This is a genomic window from Cupriavidus sp. GW821-FHT07C08, from assembly GCF_059419025.1.
The window spans coordinates 155,940-171,643 of record NZ_JBWKQZ010000015.1 but is presented as its reverse complement, the minus strand read 5'-3'; the positions used below and the strand labels follow the sequence as shown (position 1 = coordinate 171,643).

The 15,704-nt window shown below is 66.6% G+C and carries 13 protein-coding genes and 1 riboswitch; of the genes, 9 read left to right on the top strand and 4 right to left on the bottom strand.

Annotated elements, in window-relative coordinates; all coding sequences use genetic code 11:
* The coding region (locus AC07UK_RS19960) for a MerR family DNA-binding transcriptional regulator (protein ID WP_494693888.1) at nucleotides 1–149 on the bottom strand (149 nt) is incomplete at its 3' end.
* A gap of 92 nt (nucleotides 150–241) precedes the next feature.
* Entirely contained in the window at nucleotides 242–1,189 is a 948-nt protein-coding gene (locus AC07UK_RS19955; RefSeq protein ID WP_010809162.1) for a LysR substrate-binding domain-containing protein, read from the bottom strand.
* A 232-nt stretch (nucleotides 1,190–1,421) separates the two neighbouring features.
* On the opposite strand from AC07UK_RS19955, the gene xdhA reads away from it, so the two are divergent.
* The 7 genes from xdhA (at nucleotide 1,422) to AC07UK_RS19920 (ending at nucleotide 11,237) form a co-directional block, all read left to right on the top strand.
* On the top strand, nucleotides 1,422–2,924 hold the full coding sequence (gene xdhA / locus AC07UK_RS19950; RefSeq protein ID WP_494686202.1) for a xanthine dehydrogenase small subunit: 1,503 nt from the start codon (nucleotides 1,422–1,424) through the stop codon (nucleotides 2,922–2,924).
* A 25-nt stretch (nucleotides 2,925–2,949) separates the two neighbouring features.
* Nucleotides 2,950–5,298, top strand: coding sequence for a xanthine dehydrogenase molybdopterin binding subunit (gene xdhB, locus AC07UK_RS19945; RefSeq protein ID WP_494686203.1), 2,349 nt, complete (start codon nucleotides 2,950–2,952; stop codon nucleotides 5,296–5,298).
* A 181-nt stretch (nucleotides 5,299–5,479) separates the two neighbouring features.
* Nucleotides 5,480–6,469 carry a xanthine dehydrogenase accessory protein XdhC gene (gene xdhC / locus AC07UK_RS19940; RefSeq protein WP_494686204.1) on the top strand — a complete coding sequence of 330 codons (990 nt, stop codon included), beginning with the start codon at nucleotides 5,480–5,482 and terminating at the stop codon, nucleotides 6,467–6,469.
* Nucleotides 6,470–6,524: 55 nt separating this feature from the next.
* Nucleotides 6,525–7,580 (top strand): adenosine deaminase, encoded by a 1,056-nt coding sequence (locus AC07UK_RS19935; protein ID WP_436221115.1) that lies wholly within the window; start codon nucleotides 6,525–6,527, stop codon nucleotides 7,578–7,580.
* Nucleotides 7,581–7,656: 76 nt separating this feature from the next.
* A complete protein-coding gene (gene guaD / locus AC07UK_RS19930; RefSeq protein ID WP_436221114.1) occupies nucleotides 7,657–8,979 on the top strand; it encodes a guanine deaminase in 1,323 nt (440 codons plus the stop codon).
* A gap of 185 nt (nucleotides 8,980–9,164) precedes the next feature.
* The gene (locus tag AC07UK_RS19925; protein ID WP_013955981.1) at nucleotides 9,165–10,340 is read left to right on the top strand and encodes a fatty acid desaturase; all 1,176 of its coding nucleotides are present in this window, start codon (nucleotides 9,165–9,167) and stop codon (nucleotides 10,338–10,340) included.
* A 57-nt stretch (nucleotides 10,341–10,397) separates the two neighbouring features.
* Nucleotides 10,398–10,547, top strand: a riboswitch (yybP-ykoY riboswitch).
* A 114-nt stretch (nucleotides 10,548–10,661) separates the two neighbouring features.
* Nucleotides 10,662–11,237: a TMEM165/GDT1 family protein gene (locus AC07UK_RS19920; RefSeq protein ID WP_436221112.1), complete on the top strand. Its 576-nt coding sequence runs from the start codon at nucleotides 10,662–10,664 to the stop codon at nucleotides 11,235–11,237.
* Between the two features lie 153 nt (nucleotides 11,238–11,390).
* Here AC07UK_RS19920 and AC07UK_RS19915 read toward each other — a convergent pair whose 3' ends face one another.
* Together AC07UK_RS19915 and uraH are read right to left on the bottom strand one after the other, a co-directional pair.
* Nucleotides 11,391–12,599, bottom strand: a complete 1,209-nt coding sequence (locus AC07UK_RS19915; protein WP_436221111.1) for a urate hydroxylase PuuD — start codon at nucleotides 12,597–12,599, stop codon at nucleotides 11,391–11,393.
* Between the two features lie 31 nt (nucleotides 12,600–12,630).
* Complete coding sequence (uraH, locus tag AC07UK_RS19910) at nucleotides 12,631–12,984, bottom strand: hydroxyisourate hydrolase (RefSeq protein WP_010809171.1); 354 nt, start codon at nucleotides 12,982–12,984, stop codon at nucleotides 12,631–12,633.
* A 297-nt stretch (nucleotides 12,985–13,281) separates the two neighbouring features.
* On the opposite strand from uraH, the gene AC07UK_RS19905 reads away from it, so the two are divergent.
* Together AC07UK_RS19905 and AC07UK_RS19900 are read left to right on the top strand one after the other, a co-directional pair.
* Complete coding sequence (locus AC07UK_RS19905) at nucleotides 13,282–14,052, top strand: GntR family transcriptional regulator (RefSeq protein WP_494686205.1); 771 nt, start codon at nucleotides 13,282–13,284, stop codon at nucleotides 14,050–14,052.
* 179 nt (nucleotides 14,053–14,231) lie between these two features.
* Nucleotides 14,232–15,638 (top strand): nucleobase:cation symporter-2 family protein, encoded by a 1,407-nt coding sequence (locus AC07UK_RS19900; protein ID WP_436221110.1) that lies wholly within the window; start codon nucleotides 14,232–14,234, stop codon nucleotides 15,636–15,638.
* The last annotated feature ends 66 nt before the right edge of the window (nucleotides 15,639–15,704 follow it).

Genomic DNA, 15,704 nt, shown 5'->3' with positions numbered 1-15,704 from the left:
AATTGTTCGGGCCGCAGCCGCGCCAGATCGTAGCGACGACGCCCGCCCGCTGTGCGTTCGTCCGGAATGAGCTTGCCCTCGCGCTCCCAGCGCCTCAGCGTTTGAGCCGAGACGCCCAGAAACTCCGCCGCCTCTTGTATGCTGACCATCGTGCGTGACATGCGCAAATTGTGCATAACTGCGTAGGAATGCGCAACTACGTTTGCGGCAGTTCAAGCCCCTCGCCTGCTGCCCCGCCCCCTCAGCCCGCCTCAGCCTCCAGCCGCGGCAGCTGCGGCAGATCCGCCGCCACCTCGGCGATCATCCGCCGGATCCACATCACATCCGGCGCCGCGTGGCAGCGCTCATGCCACAGCTGGTAGAAGCGCATGCGCGGGAACGACACCGGCGAGGGCACCATGCGGATCGGCAGGTACTGCGCGTAGTGCGCGGCAAACTGGCGGCCGGTGGTAAAGACCATATCGGTCTTCATCAACACATACGGCACCAGGCCGAAATACGGCAGCGTGACCTGGATATTGCGCTTGTAGCCCTGCTCGGCCAGCGCCTGGTCGATCATGCTGCGCTGCATCGACGCATAGGGCGCCGGGGCCAGGTGCGGCATCTCCAGGTAGTGCTTGAGCGTCAGCCCCTTGCGCGCCAGCGGATGCTGCGCGCCCAGCATGCACACCACCTCGTCGTCGAAGAGCGGCGAGATATGCAGGTGCTCCGGCGGCGAAAGCCAGTTGCCGACCACGATATCCAGCTGCCCTTGCTCCAGGTCGTCCAGGAAGTCCGACGACGACGTCATCGGATGCACGAACAGCTTGGCGCCCGGCGCCAGGCGGCGCACGCGCTCGACGATATTGGGCAGGAAGAAGGCGTCCAGGTAGTCCGGCGCGCCCAGGTGGAAGGTGCGCGTGGTGGTGGCCGGGTCGAACTGCTGCGGCGGGCGCGCAATGCGGTCCATCGCCGCCAGGCTCTGCTCAGCCAGCGCCAGCAGTTCGCGGCCGCGCTCGGTCGGCACCATGCCGTTTTTGCCCCGCACCAAAATAGCATCGCCGGTGATCTCCCGCAGGCGCTTCAGCGTATTGCTGATGGCGGGCTGGGACTGGCCCAGGCGCACGGCCGTGCGGGTCACGCTCTGCTCGGTCAGCAAGGTGTGAAGCACCCGCAGCAAATATGTATCGAGATGGTCGCGTCCGTGCATGGCGATGGCGGCCCTCCGGCGGGGGCCGGATGGGTGGCGTGGGGGATGGGAACGGCGCATAGTGTATGACAGGCGCCCCACAAACGGTCAAATCACCTCCTCCAGGGGGGCGCCCGCCGGTGCGGCGGGGCACCAATCGGGGCCGCGCGCTGATGGGGCATATCACCTGGGCCGAATATTGCATGAAAGGCCAGGGTGCTATGTTTCCGCCATCACCAAGAGAGAGAAGACCATGGAGACGCAAACCATCCGCTTTTTCCACCGCGGCCAGGTCAAGGAAGTATCCGACGCCCCCATTACCCGCACCGTGCTGCAGTACCTGCGTGAAGACGCGCGCTGTACCGGCACCAAGGAAGGCTGCGCCGAAGGCGACTGCGGCGCCTGCACCGTCGTGGTCGGCGAGCTGCAGGACGGCGGCGATGTCGAATTCAAGGCGGTCAACGCCTGCATCCAGTTCCTGCCCACGCTCGACGGCAAGGCCCTGATCACGGTCGAGGACCTGCGCCAGGCCGACGGCAACCTGCACCCGGTGCAGGAAGCCATGGTCGAGTGCCACGGCTCGCAGTGCGGCTTCTGCACCCCCGGCTTCGTGATGTCGCTGTGGGCGCTGTACCAGCAGCACACCCCGGGCGGCGAAGCCCCCTCGCGCCAGACCATCTGCGACACGCTGACCGGCAACCTGTGCCGCTGCACCGGCTACCGCCCGATCATCGACGCCGGCGAGCGCATGATGGCCCTGCCCGCTCCCACCGCGGACAAGCTCAACCCGAAGCAGATCGCCGACACCCTGCGCAATCTGAAGCGCGGCGAGACCTTCCGCTACCGCGCCCAGGGCCAGGAATTCTTTGCCCCGCGCACCGCGGCCGAGTTCGGCGCGATCAAGGCGGCACAGCCCGATATCCGCATCCTGGCCGGCAGCACCGACGTGGGCCTGTGGGTCACCAAGCAGTTCCGCGAGCTGGGCAACCTGCTCTACGTGGGCCAGGTGGAAGACCTGAACCACATCGAGGAGCGCGACGGCATGGTCGAGATCGGCGCCGCCGTGACGCTGGAAAAGGCCTACGCCGCACTCAACACCGCGCACCCCGAGCTGGAAGAGATGTGGAAGCGCTTTGCCTCGCTGCCGATCCGCAATGCCGGCACGCTGGGCGGCAATATCGCCAACGGTTCGCCGATCGGCGACTCGATGCCGGCGCTGATCGCGCTGGGCACGGAAGCGGTGCTGCAGCACGGCGAAACGCGCCGCACGCTGCCGCTGGAAGACCTGTACCTGGCCTACCAGAAGACCGCGATGCAGCCGGGCGAATTCGTCGCCGCGCTGCGCGTGCCGGTGGCCGGCCCGCAGCACTTCCGCACCTACAAGCTGTCCAAACGCTTTGATGAGGATATTTCCGCCGTGTGTGCCGCATTCGGCATCACCGTGCAGGACGGCATCGTCACGCAGGCCCGCATCGCCTTCGGCGGCATGGCCGCCACGCCCAAGCGCGCCGCCGCTACCGAGGCGGCCCTGACCGGCCAGCCCTGGAATGAAGCCACCGCCCGCGCCGGCATGGCCGCGCTGGCGCAGGACTTCACGCCGCTGTCCGACATGCGCGCGAGCGCGTCGTACCGCAGCCGCGGTGCCGCCAACCTGCTGTACCGCTTCTGGCTGGAGACCCGCGCCGAAGCGCTGCCCGCGGCAGCCGTCAACGTCCGCGCCATCGGCGCCGGCGCCATTGAAACCGCCACGGCCTGAGCCAGAGAAATAGGAAAGCATCGGCATGAACAAGCAAACCGAACCCTTCCTGCTCGACGCCACCGCCGAACAGGTCCCGCAGGTCGGCATCTCGCGTCCGCATGAATCCGCCCACCTGCACGTGGCCGGCACCGCCACCTACACGGATGACATCCCCGAGCTGGCCGGCACGCTGCACGCCGCGCTCGGCATGAGCACCCGCGCGCACGCCCGCATCAAGTCGGTCTCGCTCGACAAGGTGCGCGCCGCGCCCGGCGTGGTCGACGTGCTGACGGTGGACGACATCCCGGGCACCAACGACTGCGGCCCTATCATCCACGACGACCCGATCCTGGCACGCGACGTGGTCCAGTTCATCGGCCAGCCGATCTTTATCGTGGTGGCGACCTCGCATGACGCCGCCCGCCGCGCCGCCCGCCTGGGCACGATTGACTACGAAGACCTGCCCCCGGTGCTGTCGCCGCAAGCGGCGCACGAGGCCGGCAGCTATGTGCTGCCGCCGATGCACCTGACACGCGGCGAGCCCGCCGCGCGCATTGCCGGCGCGGCCCACCAGGACAGCGGCAAGATCCACCTGGGCGGCCAGGAGCAGTTCTACCTGGAAGGCCAGATCTCATACGCCGCGCCGCGCGAGAACGACGGCATGCAAGTGTGGTGCTCGACCCAGCACCCGACCGAGATGCAGCACGCGGTGTGCCATATGCTCGGCTGGCAAGCGCACCAGGTGCTGGTCGAATGCCGCCGCATGGGCGGCGGCTTCGGCGGCAAGGAGTCGCAATCGGCGCTGTTCGCCTGCTGCGCGGCGCTGGCCGCCTGGAAGCTGATGTGCCCGGTCAAGCTGCGCCCGGACCGCGACGACGACATGATGATCACCGGCAAGCGCCATGACTTCGTGTTCGACTACACCGTGGGCCACGACGACGAAGGCCATATCGAGGGCGTGAAGGTCGAGATGGTGTCGCGCGCCGGCTTCTCGGCCGACCTGTCGGGCCCGGTGATGACCCGCGCCATCTGCCACTTCGACAATGCCTACTGGCTGCCGAACGTGCAGATCGACGGCTACTGCGGCAAGACCAACACGCAGAGCAATACCGCCTTCCGCGGCTTCGGCGGCCCGCAGGGCGCGTTCGCGGTCGAATACATCCTGGACAATGTCGCCCGCACGGTCGGCAAGGACTCGCTGGACGTGCGCCGCGCCAACTTCTACGGCAAGACCGAGAACAACGTCACGCCCTACGGCCAGACCGTGGAAGACAACGTCATCCACGAGCTGATCGATGAACTGGTGGCCAGCAGCGAATACCGCGCCCGCCGCGAAGCCACGCGCGCCTTCAACGCCACCAGCCCGGTGCTGAAGAAGGGCATCGCCATCACCCCGGTGAAGTTCGGCATCTCGTTCAACGTGGCCCACTTCAACCAGGCCGGCGCGCTGGTGCACGTCTACAACGACGGCTCGGTGCTGGTGAACCACGGCGGCACCGAGATGGGCCAGGGCCTGAACACCAAGGTGGCGATGGTGGTGGCGCATGAGCTCGGCATCCGCATGGAACGCGTGCGCGTGACCGCGACCGATACCAGCAAGGTGGCCAATACCTCGGCCACCGCCGCTTCCACCGGTGCCGACCTGAACGGCAAGGCCGCGCAGGACGCCGCGCGCCAGATCCGCGAGCGCCTGGCCGTGTTTGCCGCGCGCAAGGCCGGCGTGGAGCCGTCCGAGGTGCGCTTCAACGATGACCTGGTCAGCGCCGGCGAGCTGCGCGTGTCGTTCGGCGAGCTGGCGCGCGAAGCCTACGTGGCGCGCGTGCAGCTGTGGTCCGACGGCTTCTACACCACGCCCAAGCTGCACTGGGACCAGAGCAAGCTGCAGGGCCGCCCGTTCTACTACTTCGCCTACGGTGCCGCGTGCTCCGAGGTGCTGGTCGACACGCTCACCGGCGAATGGAAGCTGCTGCGCGCCGACGCGCTGCACGACGCCGGCCGCTCGCTGAACCCGGCGATCGACATCGGCCAGGTCGAAGGCGCCTTTATCCAGGGAATGGGCTGGCTGACCACCGAGGAACTGTGGTGGAACAAGGACGGCAAGCTGATGACGCACGCCCCGTCCACGTACAAGATCCCGACGGTCAACGACTGCCCGGAGGAATTCAACGTGCGCCTGTTCCAGAACCGCAACGTCGAGGACAGCATCCACCGCTCCAAGGCCGTGGGCGAGCCGCCGCTGCTGCTGCCGTTCTCGGTGTTCTTCGCGATCCGCGACGCCGTGGCTGCCGTTGGCGACTACCGCATCAACCCGCCGCTGAAGGCCCCGGCCACCAGCGAGGCGATCCTGGACGCCGTCGACGCCGTGCGCGAAGCCGCGGCGCAGCCAGCCTGAGCTGGCTGAACGATCGCAGGAAGCGCGCGCCTGCGGGCGCCGCCGGACTTTCCCCCCTTGCCCGCGTTGACGGGCAAGGGGCCGGTGGAAGAAGCAGGCGCGCGCCACCCTTGCGATGACCTAGCGCAGGCAGCACCACAGCATCAAGCAGCAACCAGGCAACACCGACAAGGCCCCCGACATGCAGAACGCACCGCTCAAACCCTTCCGCTTCGCCGACGCTGCCCGCATGGTGCGCGCCGGCGTGCCGGTGGCAATGGTCACCATCGTCGAGGTCAAGGGCTCGGCCCCGCGCGAGGCCGGCATCCGCATGCTGGTCAGCGCCGACGACCTGGTCGGCACCATCGGTGGCGGCCACCTGGAGTGGCGCGGCATGGATATCGCGCGCGAGATGCTGGTGCGCGGTGAACAACGCCGGATCGAGCGCATTCCGCTCGGGCCGGCGCTGGGCCAGTGCTGCGGCGGCGTGGTGCAGCTGGCGTTCGAGGTCCTTGGCAAAACCGACCTGCACTGGCTTGACGCGGTCGAACGCAATTTCACCGCCGGCAAGGCACTGCAGCGGCAGGTGCCGGCCAGCGGCGCGATCACCCATGGCGACAGCCATGCCGTGCTCCCCGGCGTAACGCTGCACGCCGACGGCAGCTGGACCGATACGCTGGTGCCCGACACCATGCACGTGGTGCTGTTCGGCGCCGGCCATGTCGGCCATGCGCTGGTCAAGGTGCTGGCCACGCTGCCGTGCCGCGTGCACTGGGTCGACGAGCGCGACACGCTCTTCCCCGGCGGGCTGCCCGACAATGTCGAGGCCGAGGCCAGCGACACGCCCGAGGCGGTAGTGGCGCAGGCGCCCGCCGGCAGCTACTTCCTGGTCATGACGCACAGCCACGCGCTGGACCAGACCCTGTGCGAGGAAATCCTCAAGCGCACCGACTTTGCCTACTTCGGGCTGATCGGTTCCAAGACCAAGCGCGCGCGCTTTGAACACCGCATGGCCGAGCACGGCATCGACCCGGCCCGGTTTGCGGAAATGACATGCCCCATGGGGGTTCCCGGGATTACCGACAAGGCTCCGGCTATGATTGCGGTAGCCATCGTCGCCCAGCTGCTCCAGGTCCGCGAACAGCGCCTTGCCGCGCTGCGTCTGGGCCGCCCGGAGGCGGTGCATCCCTGAACCCGTGCCGCCGGCCCCGCCGGCAGGCACAGAAATGCCCAGAAACGAGGCCCCCATGACCATCGATGCCGCGCTCGCGGAACAGATCCGCCGCACTCCCAAGGCCGAACTGCATGTGCATATCGAAGGCACGCTTGAACCGGAACTGATCTTCCGGCTGGCGCAGCGCAACCAGGTGGCGCTGCCCTACCCCAGCGTCGAGGCGCTGCGCGCCGCCTACGCCTTTACCGACCTGCAGTCGTTCCTGGACATCTACTACGCCGGCGCCAGCGTGATGCTGACCGAGGAAGATTTCTTCGACATGACCATGGACTACGTCAAGCGCGCCGTCGCCGACAACGTCCGCCACGCCGAGATCTTCTTCGATCCGCAGACCCATACCGCGCGCGGCGTGCCCATCGGCGTGGTGATCGACGGCATCGCCGATGCCCTGGCCCAGGCGCGCACCGAATATGACTTCTCCAGCAGCCTGATCCTGTGCTTCCTGCGCCATCTGCCGGAGGAAGACGCCTTCGCCACGCTGGAAGCGGCGCTGCCCTACCGCGACCGCTTTGTCGGCGTGGGCCTGGATTCGTCCGAGCAAGGCAACCCGCCCGAGAAGTTCGCGCGCGTATTTGCCAAGGCGCGTGAGCTGGGCCTGCACCTGGTGGCCCACGCGGGCGAGGAAGGTCCGGCGCAATACGTCACCGACGCCCTCGACATCCTCAAGGTGCAGCGCATCGACCACGGCGTGCGCGCCATCGACGATCCGGCGCTGGTGGCACGCCTGGCGCGCGAGCGCGTGGCGCTGACCGTGTGCCCGCTGTCCAACGTCAAGCTCAAGGTCTACCCGGACCTGCGCGACCACCCGCTCAAGCGCATGCTCGATGCCGGCGTGGTGATCACGCTGCATTCGGACGATCCGGCCTACTTCGGCGGCTATATGAACGCCAACTGGGAAGCCACCTTCGACGCGCTGCCGCTGGACGCGGCCGATGCCCACAAGCTTGCCCGCAACAGTTTTGAAGCGGCCTTCCTGCCTGCCATGCAGAAGGCCGAATTCCTGGCGGAAGTCGACCACTTCTGGTCGAGCCCGCCCAAGTCCCCGCCCGCAACGACCTCAGCGGCCTGAGCGCGGCGCATGCCAATAGCCCGGCCCGCTGCTTGAACCATGCCGTTCCGCGCGGGCCGGCCACAAGAGACAAACCATGACGACCAATCCCAAGACTGACTCCCTCACCCGTGCCATTCGCGGCCGCGTGCTGCATTTCCTGCGCGATCCGCAATTCCATGAGGACGCGTATCAGTATTGGGACGACGGGGTGCTGATCGTCACCAACGGGCGCATCGCCGCCGCCGGCGACTACACGCAGCTGGCTGCGCGAATTCCGGCCGACGCCGAGATCGTCGATCACCGCGGCAAGCTGATCGTGCCCGGCTTTATCGACACCCACGTGCACTACCCGCAGACCGACATGATCGCGTCGCCGTCGCCGGGCCTGCTGCACTGGCTCGAGACCTACACCTTCCCCGAAGAGCGCCGCTTTGCCGACCCCGACTACGCGCGCGGCGTGGCCGGCTTCTTCACCGAGGAACTGCTGCGCAACGGCACCACCAGCGCGGTGGTCTGGAGCACGGTGCACAAGGCCTCGGCCGAGGCCCTCTTTGCCGAAAGCGAGGCGCGCAACCTGCGCATGGTCACGGGCAAGGTGATGATGGACCGCAATTGCCCGGAATTCCTGCGCGATACGGCCGAGACCGGCGCCCGGGACTCCGCCGACCTGCTCTCGCGCTGGCATAACAAGGGGCGTCTGGCCTACGCCATCACGCCGCGCTTTGCCCCGACCTCGACCGAGGCGCAGCTGGCCGCCTGCGGCGAGTTGGCGCGCGCCTACCCGGACGCCTTTATCCAGACCCACGTGGCCGAGAACCGCGACGAGGTCAAATGGGTCGCCGAGCTGTTCCCGGACGCGCGCAGCTACCTGGACGTATACGACCGCTACGGCCTGCTGCGCCCGGGCGCTATGTACGGCCACGCCATCTACCTGGACCAGGGCGACCGCCGGCGCCTGGCCGACAGCGGTGCCGCGGTGGCGCATTGCCCCACCTCCAACCTGTTCCTGGGCAGCGGCTTCTATGACTTCCACCAGTCCGACGCCAACCGCCTGAACGTGACGCTGGCCACCGACGTCGGCGGCGGCACTTCGTTCTCGATGTTCCGCACCATGAACGCCGCGCACAAGGTGGCGCGCATGGGCGGCTACTACCTGACCGCCCTGCGCATGTTCTACCTGGCCACGCGCGCCGCGGCCGAGGCGCTGGGCTGGACCGACCGCGTCGGCAGCTTTGGCGTTGGCTGCGAGGCCGACTTCATCGTGCTGGACCCCAAGGCCACGCCGCTGATCGCCCGCCGCAGCAACCGCTCGGAAACGCTGGAAGAGGAGCTGTTCGCCTTTGCCATGCTGGGCGACGACCGCCTCATCGACAGCGTCTATGTGATGGGCGAGGCCGCCCACGTGCCGGCCGCCTGATCCGTCACCTGGCCAGCAGCCGCCCGCCGCCATGCGGCGGGCGCGCTTTTACCGCTTCGCCCCCGCCTCCGGCTTGACGAGCGTCAAGACCGTCTCCCACAAAGCCTTCTAACCTTGCGGTTCCGCCGCGGCCGTTCTGCGTGCCGTGCGCCCATACCCATCCGACCGCAATCAGAAGGTTCTGCATGACCGCATCCCAATCCGCCGCTCACGCCCCTGAGCGCGCCCATGGCCCGCATGATGTGCCCCATGCCGCGCGCAAGGGTGCGCCCAACCACGCCCCGCTTCCGGCGCCGATCGCACCGGACGCCCCGCTGCCCTCGCGCAAGATCATCCGCGGCTGGCTGATCCCGCTGGGCCAGCGCAGCACCCCGCGCGCACTGCTGCTGTTCGCCTTCGACTACCTGCTGTTCGGCGCCGTGCTGGCCGGCGTGGTGCTGGCGCAGCACTGGGCCGCCAAGCTGGCGCTGGGCGTGCTGGCCGGGCTGATCATCGCGCGCCTGTTTATCATCGGCCACGATGCCTGCCACCAGAGCCTGACCCCGCGCCGCGGCCTGAACAAGTGGCTGGGCCGGCTCACCTTCCTGCCCTCGCTGACGCCGTACAGCCTGTGGGAAGTCGGCCACAACGTGGTGCACCACGGCTACACCAACCTGAAGGGCTTCGACTTCGTCTGGGCGCCCTACTCGCTGGAAGAATTCAACGCGCTGCCGCGCTGGCGCCGCGTGATGGAGCGCATCTACCGCACCGGCTTCGGCCCGGGCCTGTACTACCTGGTGGAAATCTGGTGGTGCAAGATGTTCTTCCCGAGCAAGCGCCAGATGGCCACGCGCCGCCCGATCTTCACCGGCGACTGTGTGCTGGTAGCCGCATTCGGGCTGGCCTGGATCGGCGCGCTGGCTGGCCTGGCACTGGCCACGGACCAGTCCGTCTGGATGCTCATCGGTGCCGGCTTCGTGCTGCCCTTCCTGGTCTGGAACGTCACAGTCGGCTTCGTGCTGTACGTGCACCACACCCATACCAGCGTGGCCTGGTATGACACCAAGGCCATGTGGGCCAAGGCGCAGCCCTTTGTCTCGACCACCGTGCACCTGCGCTTCCGCCACGGCATCGGCGCGGCGCTGCACCACATCATGGAACACACCGCGCACCACGTCGACATGAGCGTGCCGCTGTACCGCCTCAAGCGCGCCCAGGCGCTGCTGGAGCATGCGCTGCCGGGCCGCATCATCATCGAGAACTTCTCCTGGCGCTGGTATTTCGACACTGCGCGCCGCTGCAAGCTCTATGACTTCAAGGCCCTGTGCTGGACCGATTTCCGCGGCCGCCAGACCAGCGACAACGCGCCTGTACCCGCCTGAGAGTGCAGGCCACGTGGCGGGGGCAGGTGGACGCCTGCCCCCGCTGCCGCTATAATTGCCGCCTCCATTGGGGAGTAGCCGCCCTGCTCTCACCGCGCCGCGCAATGCGGATTCCGGGAGACAGGGGCGTACGTCAACAGACTTGACCGCTTGCGGTTATGGCGTGCGCAGCTCCGGACCCGCCCGGCCGTGTACTGATACGGACCCGGCAGCGTCCAGCCTGGCGAGACCGATGACCATACCTTTCTGGCCGGGCCGGGAAAGGTATGCGTCATTGGCATCTCGCGATGCATTGCGGCCCGGTTACCCCACAAAACCAAAATGGAAGCCTTCCTCGTCTCCACAGGCATCGTCGCCCTCGCTGAAATGGGCGACAAGACGCAATTGCTGTCGCTGGTGCTGGCCGCGCGCTACCGCAAGCCCATCCCCATCATCCTTGGCATCCTGATCGCCACGCTGTTCAACCATGGCTTTGCCGGCGCGCTCGGCGGCTGGATCACGCATGTGCTGGGCGAAAGCCTGCTGCGCTGGATCCTGGGCCTGGGCTTTATCGCGATGGCGGGATGGATGCTGATCCCCGACAAGCTCGACGACGCCGAACAGGCCAAGCCGGTCAAGGGCGCCCTCGGCATCCTCGGCACCACCATCGTGGCCTTCTTCTTCGCCGAGATGGGCGACAAGACCCAGATCGCCACCGTGGCGCTGGCCGCGCGCTTCAGCGATGCGGTGATTGCCGTGGTGGCCGGCACCACCTTCGGCATGATGGTCGCCAATGCGCCGGCGGTCCTGCTTGGCGACAAGTTTGCCAACAAGATGCCGATCGCGCTGGTGCACAAGATCGCGGCGGGGATTTTCCTGGTGCTGGGGGTGTTGGCGCTGCTGAATATCGGCGGATAGTCGCCGAAAAAAAACGGGGCGCAAGGCCCCGTTCAAACCCTCGCCGGTCCGGTACTGACGATTGCCAACTGCACAACCCTCCGGACCGTCGATCACCGATGCTCGGATTTCGCGGGCCGGCTGCACGCGCCGGCCCTGATGCTTTTCACAGCCTTAGTTGGTGGTCTTGGCACCGCCTTCGAACCACTGCCCCAGCAGGGCGCGTTCGTCGTCGGTGATCTGCGTCACGTTGCCCAGCGGCATCGCCTTCTGCTGCACGGCCTGCTGGTAGATCAGCTGGGCGTGGGCCTTGATGTCTTCCGCGGTGTCGAGCTTGATGCCCTTGGCCGCGGTCGGCATCATCTTCGGCTGCGCGGCGTGGCACTGCACGCAGCGCGCGTTCAGCACTTCCTGCACCTTGGCAAAGCTGACGGTGGCGGCGGCGTCACCGCCTTCTGCCTTGGCCACGGCCGGGCGCGGTTGCGGTGCGATCAGCACGGCGACCACGGCCAGCACGGCAACGCCGGCCGCGGGCCAGGCCACGTTGATCTTGCCCTTGTGCTTCAGGATGAAGAACTGGCGGATCAGCACACCGGCCAGCATGATCAGGATCAGCGCGGCCCAGTTGTACTTGTAGCTGTAGGTCATGCTGTAGTGGTTCGACAGCATCGCGAACAGCACCGGCAGCGTGAAGTACGTGTTGTGCACGCTGCGCTGCTTGGCGTTCTTGCCATGGACCGGATCGACCGGCTGGCCTGCGCGCAGCGCGGCAACCACCTTGCGCTGGCCCGGGATGATCCACACCAGCACGTTGGCGCTCATGATGGTGGCGATCATCGCACCGGTCAGCAGGAACGCCGCACGGCCCGAGAACAGGTGGCACGCCACGTAGGCAGCTACGGCCACGTAGATCGCCACCAGCACGCCCACGGTCTTGTCGCTTTTGCCGAACACGCGGCAGATCACGTCATAGACCACCCAGCCCGCGGCCAGGTAGGACAGCGCCAGGCCGACCGCCGCGCCAGGCGACATGTCGTAGACGTTCTTGTCGATCAGGAACGTGCTGGCGTTGAACAGGTACAGCACCACCAGCAGGCCGAAGCCGGTCATCCAGGTGGAATACGACTCCCAGTAGAACCAGTGCAGGTTCTCAGGCAGCGTCTTGGGCGCGGTCAGGTATTTCTGCGGGTTGTAGAAACCGCCGCCGTGCACGGCCCACAGCTCGCCGCCGACACCCTTCTCCTGCAGGTCAGGATCGGTGGGACGGGTCAGGCTGTTGTCGAGCCAGACGAAATAGAACGAGGAGCCGATCCACGCGATCGCCGTGATGACGTGCACCCAGCGCAGCAGCAGATTGGCCCAGTCGAGAATATAGCCTTCCATGTCTTGTCTCCTGTTTCCCTATGCCACCGCTTCAGCTGCCGCGGTAGGTCGAGTACGACCAGGGCGAAACCAGGAGGGGCACGTGGTAGTGCGCGTTGACATCGGCAATACCGAAGCGCAGGGGCACCACGTCCAGGAAAGCCGGCTCGGGCAGCTGCGTGCCTTGCGCGCGGAAGTAGTCGCCCGCAGCGAATTCCAGCTCATACACGCCAACGGCGAAGTCCGCGCCTTCCAGCAGCGGCTGGTCGCAACGGCCGTCGTGGTTGGTCACGACTGTCTTCAGGGTTTCGCGACGATTGTCGACAATCTTATGAAGAGTAACCGACATGCCCTTGCCGGGCGTGCCGGCAGCGGTGTCGAGTACGTGTGTGGTCAAGCGTCCCATCGTGTTTTTCCTTAGGCGATTGGGTTGTGAGGGGCGCCGCTGCCTTCACTAGCACCATTGGTGGGAATGGTGCCCGCTCGGTACGTCTGGTAACGCATCCCGGCGCTGGGTGGTGCGTGGCGACAATGCGCCTGCACTACCCGGTTGGCAATTCAGGGATTTCCCTGAGTTGTCGAAAACCTGAGTCGGTTTTGTTGACAATATTGAAGCAGTAACCAAATAATTGTCAACAATTTTTGGATCACCGCTGCCTGATGTCCAGGATTTGCGGTGCCCTGCCTGACTGCTGGTGCCACGATGTCCAAGAGCCTGAAGCTGATTGCCGCCAACGCCGAAACCAAGGCCGACGCCGAGCCGACTGAAATCCAGGCGGGCAAGCCCGCCAAGCCCGCACGCAAGGGCTCGGTCGAAGAGCGCATGTATCACGAGATCTACGACGCGATCATGGAGCACCGGCTGCCGCCGCGCACCAAACTGACCGAGCATTCCCTTTGCGAGATCTATGCCACCGCGCGGCACACGGTGCGCAAGGTGCTGTCGCACCTGGCCGCCGACGGCATGGTCGATCTCGAACCCAACCGCGGCGCCTTTATCGCCAGCCCCTCCACCGACGAGGCGCACGACATGTTCGAGTTGCGCCAGATGCTGGAACGCGCGGTGCTGGAAAAGCTTGCCGGCATGCCCGACGTCAAGACCGTGATCACGCCGCTGCGCCAGATGGTGGCCAGCGAGCGCCAGGCCTTCCTCACGCATGACCGGCCCAAATGGATCCGCCTGTCCGCCGAGTTCCATACGGCCCTGGCGGAACTGTCGGGCAACGCGCTGCTGGTCAACATGATGCGCCGGCTGGTGTCGCGCACCACGCTGATGATCGCCAGCGTGGAAGCCCCGGGCAACAACGCCTGCTCGTTCGATGAACACGAAGAGATCCTCGACGCACTCGAACAGGGCAATGCCGCGCTGGCCCAGTCACGCATGGCGCACCACCTTGGCGCCTGCGCCGACCGCGTGCAGCCGGACGAGCCGGGCAACTTTGATCTTCGCAGCGTGCTAGGCCGCTCCACCTAGCACGGTGTTCCCGCCCCTGCCCCCAAATACAAGGCCAGACCCGGTCGGCAAACAGCACCCGGCTCACCGACGAGAGTGCTGACACGACCGGCAGATAACGGTCCGGAGACCTTCCTGCATCCAGGACCAGGGCCATGGCAGTGGTGTTCCCATCAAACCAAAGGAGAGGAGACGCACCCATGAATTCCGCAAGCACCACGGTCCCGACGGACCTCACCAACGAGCGTTTGCCTTCCGGGCGCCTGCTCGCGCTCGGGTTGCAGCACGTTCTGGTGATGTACGCCGGCACGGTTGCCGTGCCCCTGATCGTGGGTGGCGCGCTCAAGCTGCCCAAGGACCAGCTGGCGTTCCTGATCAACGCCGACCTGTTCGCCGCGGGCCTGGCCACGCTGATCCAGGCCTTTGGTTTCTGGAAGTTCGGCATCCGCCTGCCGGTGATGATGGGCGTGACCTTCGCCTCGGTGGCGCCGATGATCGCCATCGGCACCGATCCCAATGTCGGCCTGCTCGGCATCTATGGCGCGGTGATCGCGTCGGGAATTTTCGGCATCCTGATCGCGCCGATGATGGGGCGCATGCTGGGGCTGTTCCCGCCGGTGGTGACCGGCACGGTGATCACGCTGATCGGCGTGTCGCTGATGCGCGTGGGCATCAACTGGGCGGCCGGCGGCCAGCCCACCACCCGTGCCGTGATCGACGGCGTGGTCAAGGAGGTGCCCAACCTCGCCTACGGCGACCTGGCCAACCTCGGCATTGCCGGCCTGACGCTGCTGATCATCCTGCTGCTGACCAAGTACGGCCGCGGCCTGGTGGCCAACTGCGCAGTGCTGCTGGGCATCATCGCCGGCACGCTGGTGGCGATGGCGATGGGCAAGGTGTCGTTCGAAGGCCTGGATGAAGCCAGCTTCATGGCTGTCATCACGCCGCTGCACTTCGGCATCCCGACCTTTGAAGTGACCGCCATCCTGTCGATGTGCATCGTCATGCTGATCACGCTGGTGGAATCCACCGGCATGTTCCTGGCGCTGTCGGACATCACCGGCAAGAAGCTGAGCAACGAGGACCTGACCCGCGGCCTGCGCGCCGACGGCCTGGGCACCGTGATCGGCGGCATCTTCAACACCTTCCCGTACACCTCGTTCTCGCAGAACGTAGGCCTGGTGACAGTGACCGGCGTGCGCTCGCGCTACGTGGCGGCGGCCGGCGGCATCATCCTGATCGCGTTCGGCCTGTTCCCCAAGATGGCCCACGTGGTGGCCTCGGTGCCGCAGTTCGTGCTGGGCGGCGCCGGCATCGTGATGTTCGGCATGGTGGCCGCCACCGGCATCCGCATCCTGGGTTCATGCGATTTCAACCGCAACCGCCACAACCTGTTCATCGTCGCCATCTCGATCGGCGCCGGCATGATCCCGACGCTGGCACCGACCTTCTTCCAGTACCTGCCGAAGTGGACCGGTCCGTTCACCCACAGCGGCATCGTGCTGGGCACGATCGTGGCCGTGGCGCTGAACCTGTTCTACAACGGCATCCAGTCGCGCGAAGAGGCCATGCGCAACGCCGCCGCCAACTCGCACGGCACCGAGTAACCGAAGCAACGGTATCGAAGTATCCGGCACCGCCGCCGGCACGACTGGCACGTACATTGCGTGATG

What these genes read in the sequence shown, in the direction of transcription:
- xdhA (WP_494686202.1), top strand. Translation starts at nt 1,422, where the DNA reads ATGGAGACGCAAACCATCCGCTTTTTCCACCGCGGCCAGGTCAAGGAA.
- AC07UK_RS19925 (WP_013955981.1), top strand. Translation starts at nt 9,165, where the DNA reads ATGACCGCATCCCAATCCGCCGCTCACGCCCCTGAGCGCGCCCATGGC.
- AC07UK_RS19905 (WP_494686205.1), top strand. Translation starts at nt 13,282, where the DNA reads ATGTCCAAGAGCCTGAAGCTGATTGCCGCCAACGCCGAAACCAAGGCC.
- AC07UK_RS19955 (WP_010809162.1), bottom strand. Translation starts at nt 1,189, where the DNA reads ATGCACGGACGCGACCATCTCGATACATATTTGCTGCGGGTGCTTCAC.
- AC07UK_RS19900 (WP_436221110.1), top strand. Translation starts at nt 14,232, where the DNA reads ATGAATTCCGCAAGCACCACGGTCCCGACGGACCTCACCAACGAGCGT.
- uraH (WP_010809171.1), bottom strand. Translation starts at nt 12,984, where the DNA reads ATGGGACGCTTGACCACACACGTACTCGACACCGCTGCCGGCACGCCC.
- AC07UK_RS19920 (WP_436221112.1), top strand. Translation starts at nt 10,662, where the DNA reads ATGGAAGCCTTCCTCGTCTCCACAGGCATCGTCGCCCTCGCTGAAATG.
- guaD (WP_436221114.1), top strand. Translation starts at nt 7,657, where the DNA reads ATGACGACCAATCCCAAGACTGACTCCCTCACCCGTGCCATTCGCGGC.
- AC07UK_RS19935 (WP_436221115.1), top strand. Translation starts at nt 6,525, where the DNA reads ATGACCATCGATGCCGCGCTCGCGGAACAGATCCGCCGCACTCCCAAG.
- AC07UK_RS19915 (WP_436221111.1), bottom strand. Translation starts at nt 12,599, where the DNA reads ATGGAAGGCTATATTCTCGACTGGGCCAATCTGCTGCTGCGCTGGGTG.
- xdhC (WP_494686204.1), top strand. Translation starts at nt 5,480, where the DNA reads ATGCAGAACGCACCGCTCAAACCCTTCCGCTTCGCCGACGCTGCCCGC.
- xdhB (WP_494686203.1), top strand. Translation starts at nt 2,950, where the DNA reads ATGAACAAGCAAACCGAACCCTTCCTGCTCGACGCCACCGCCGAACAG.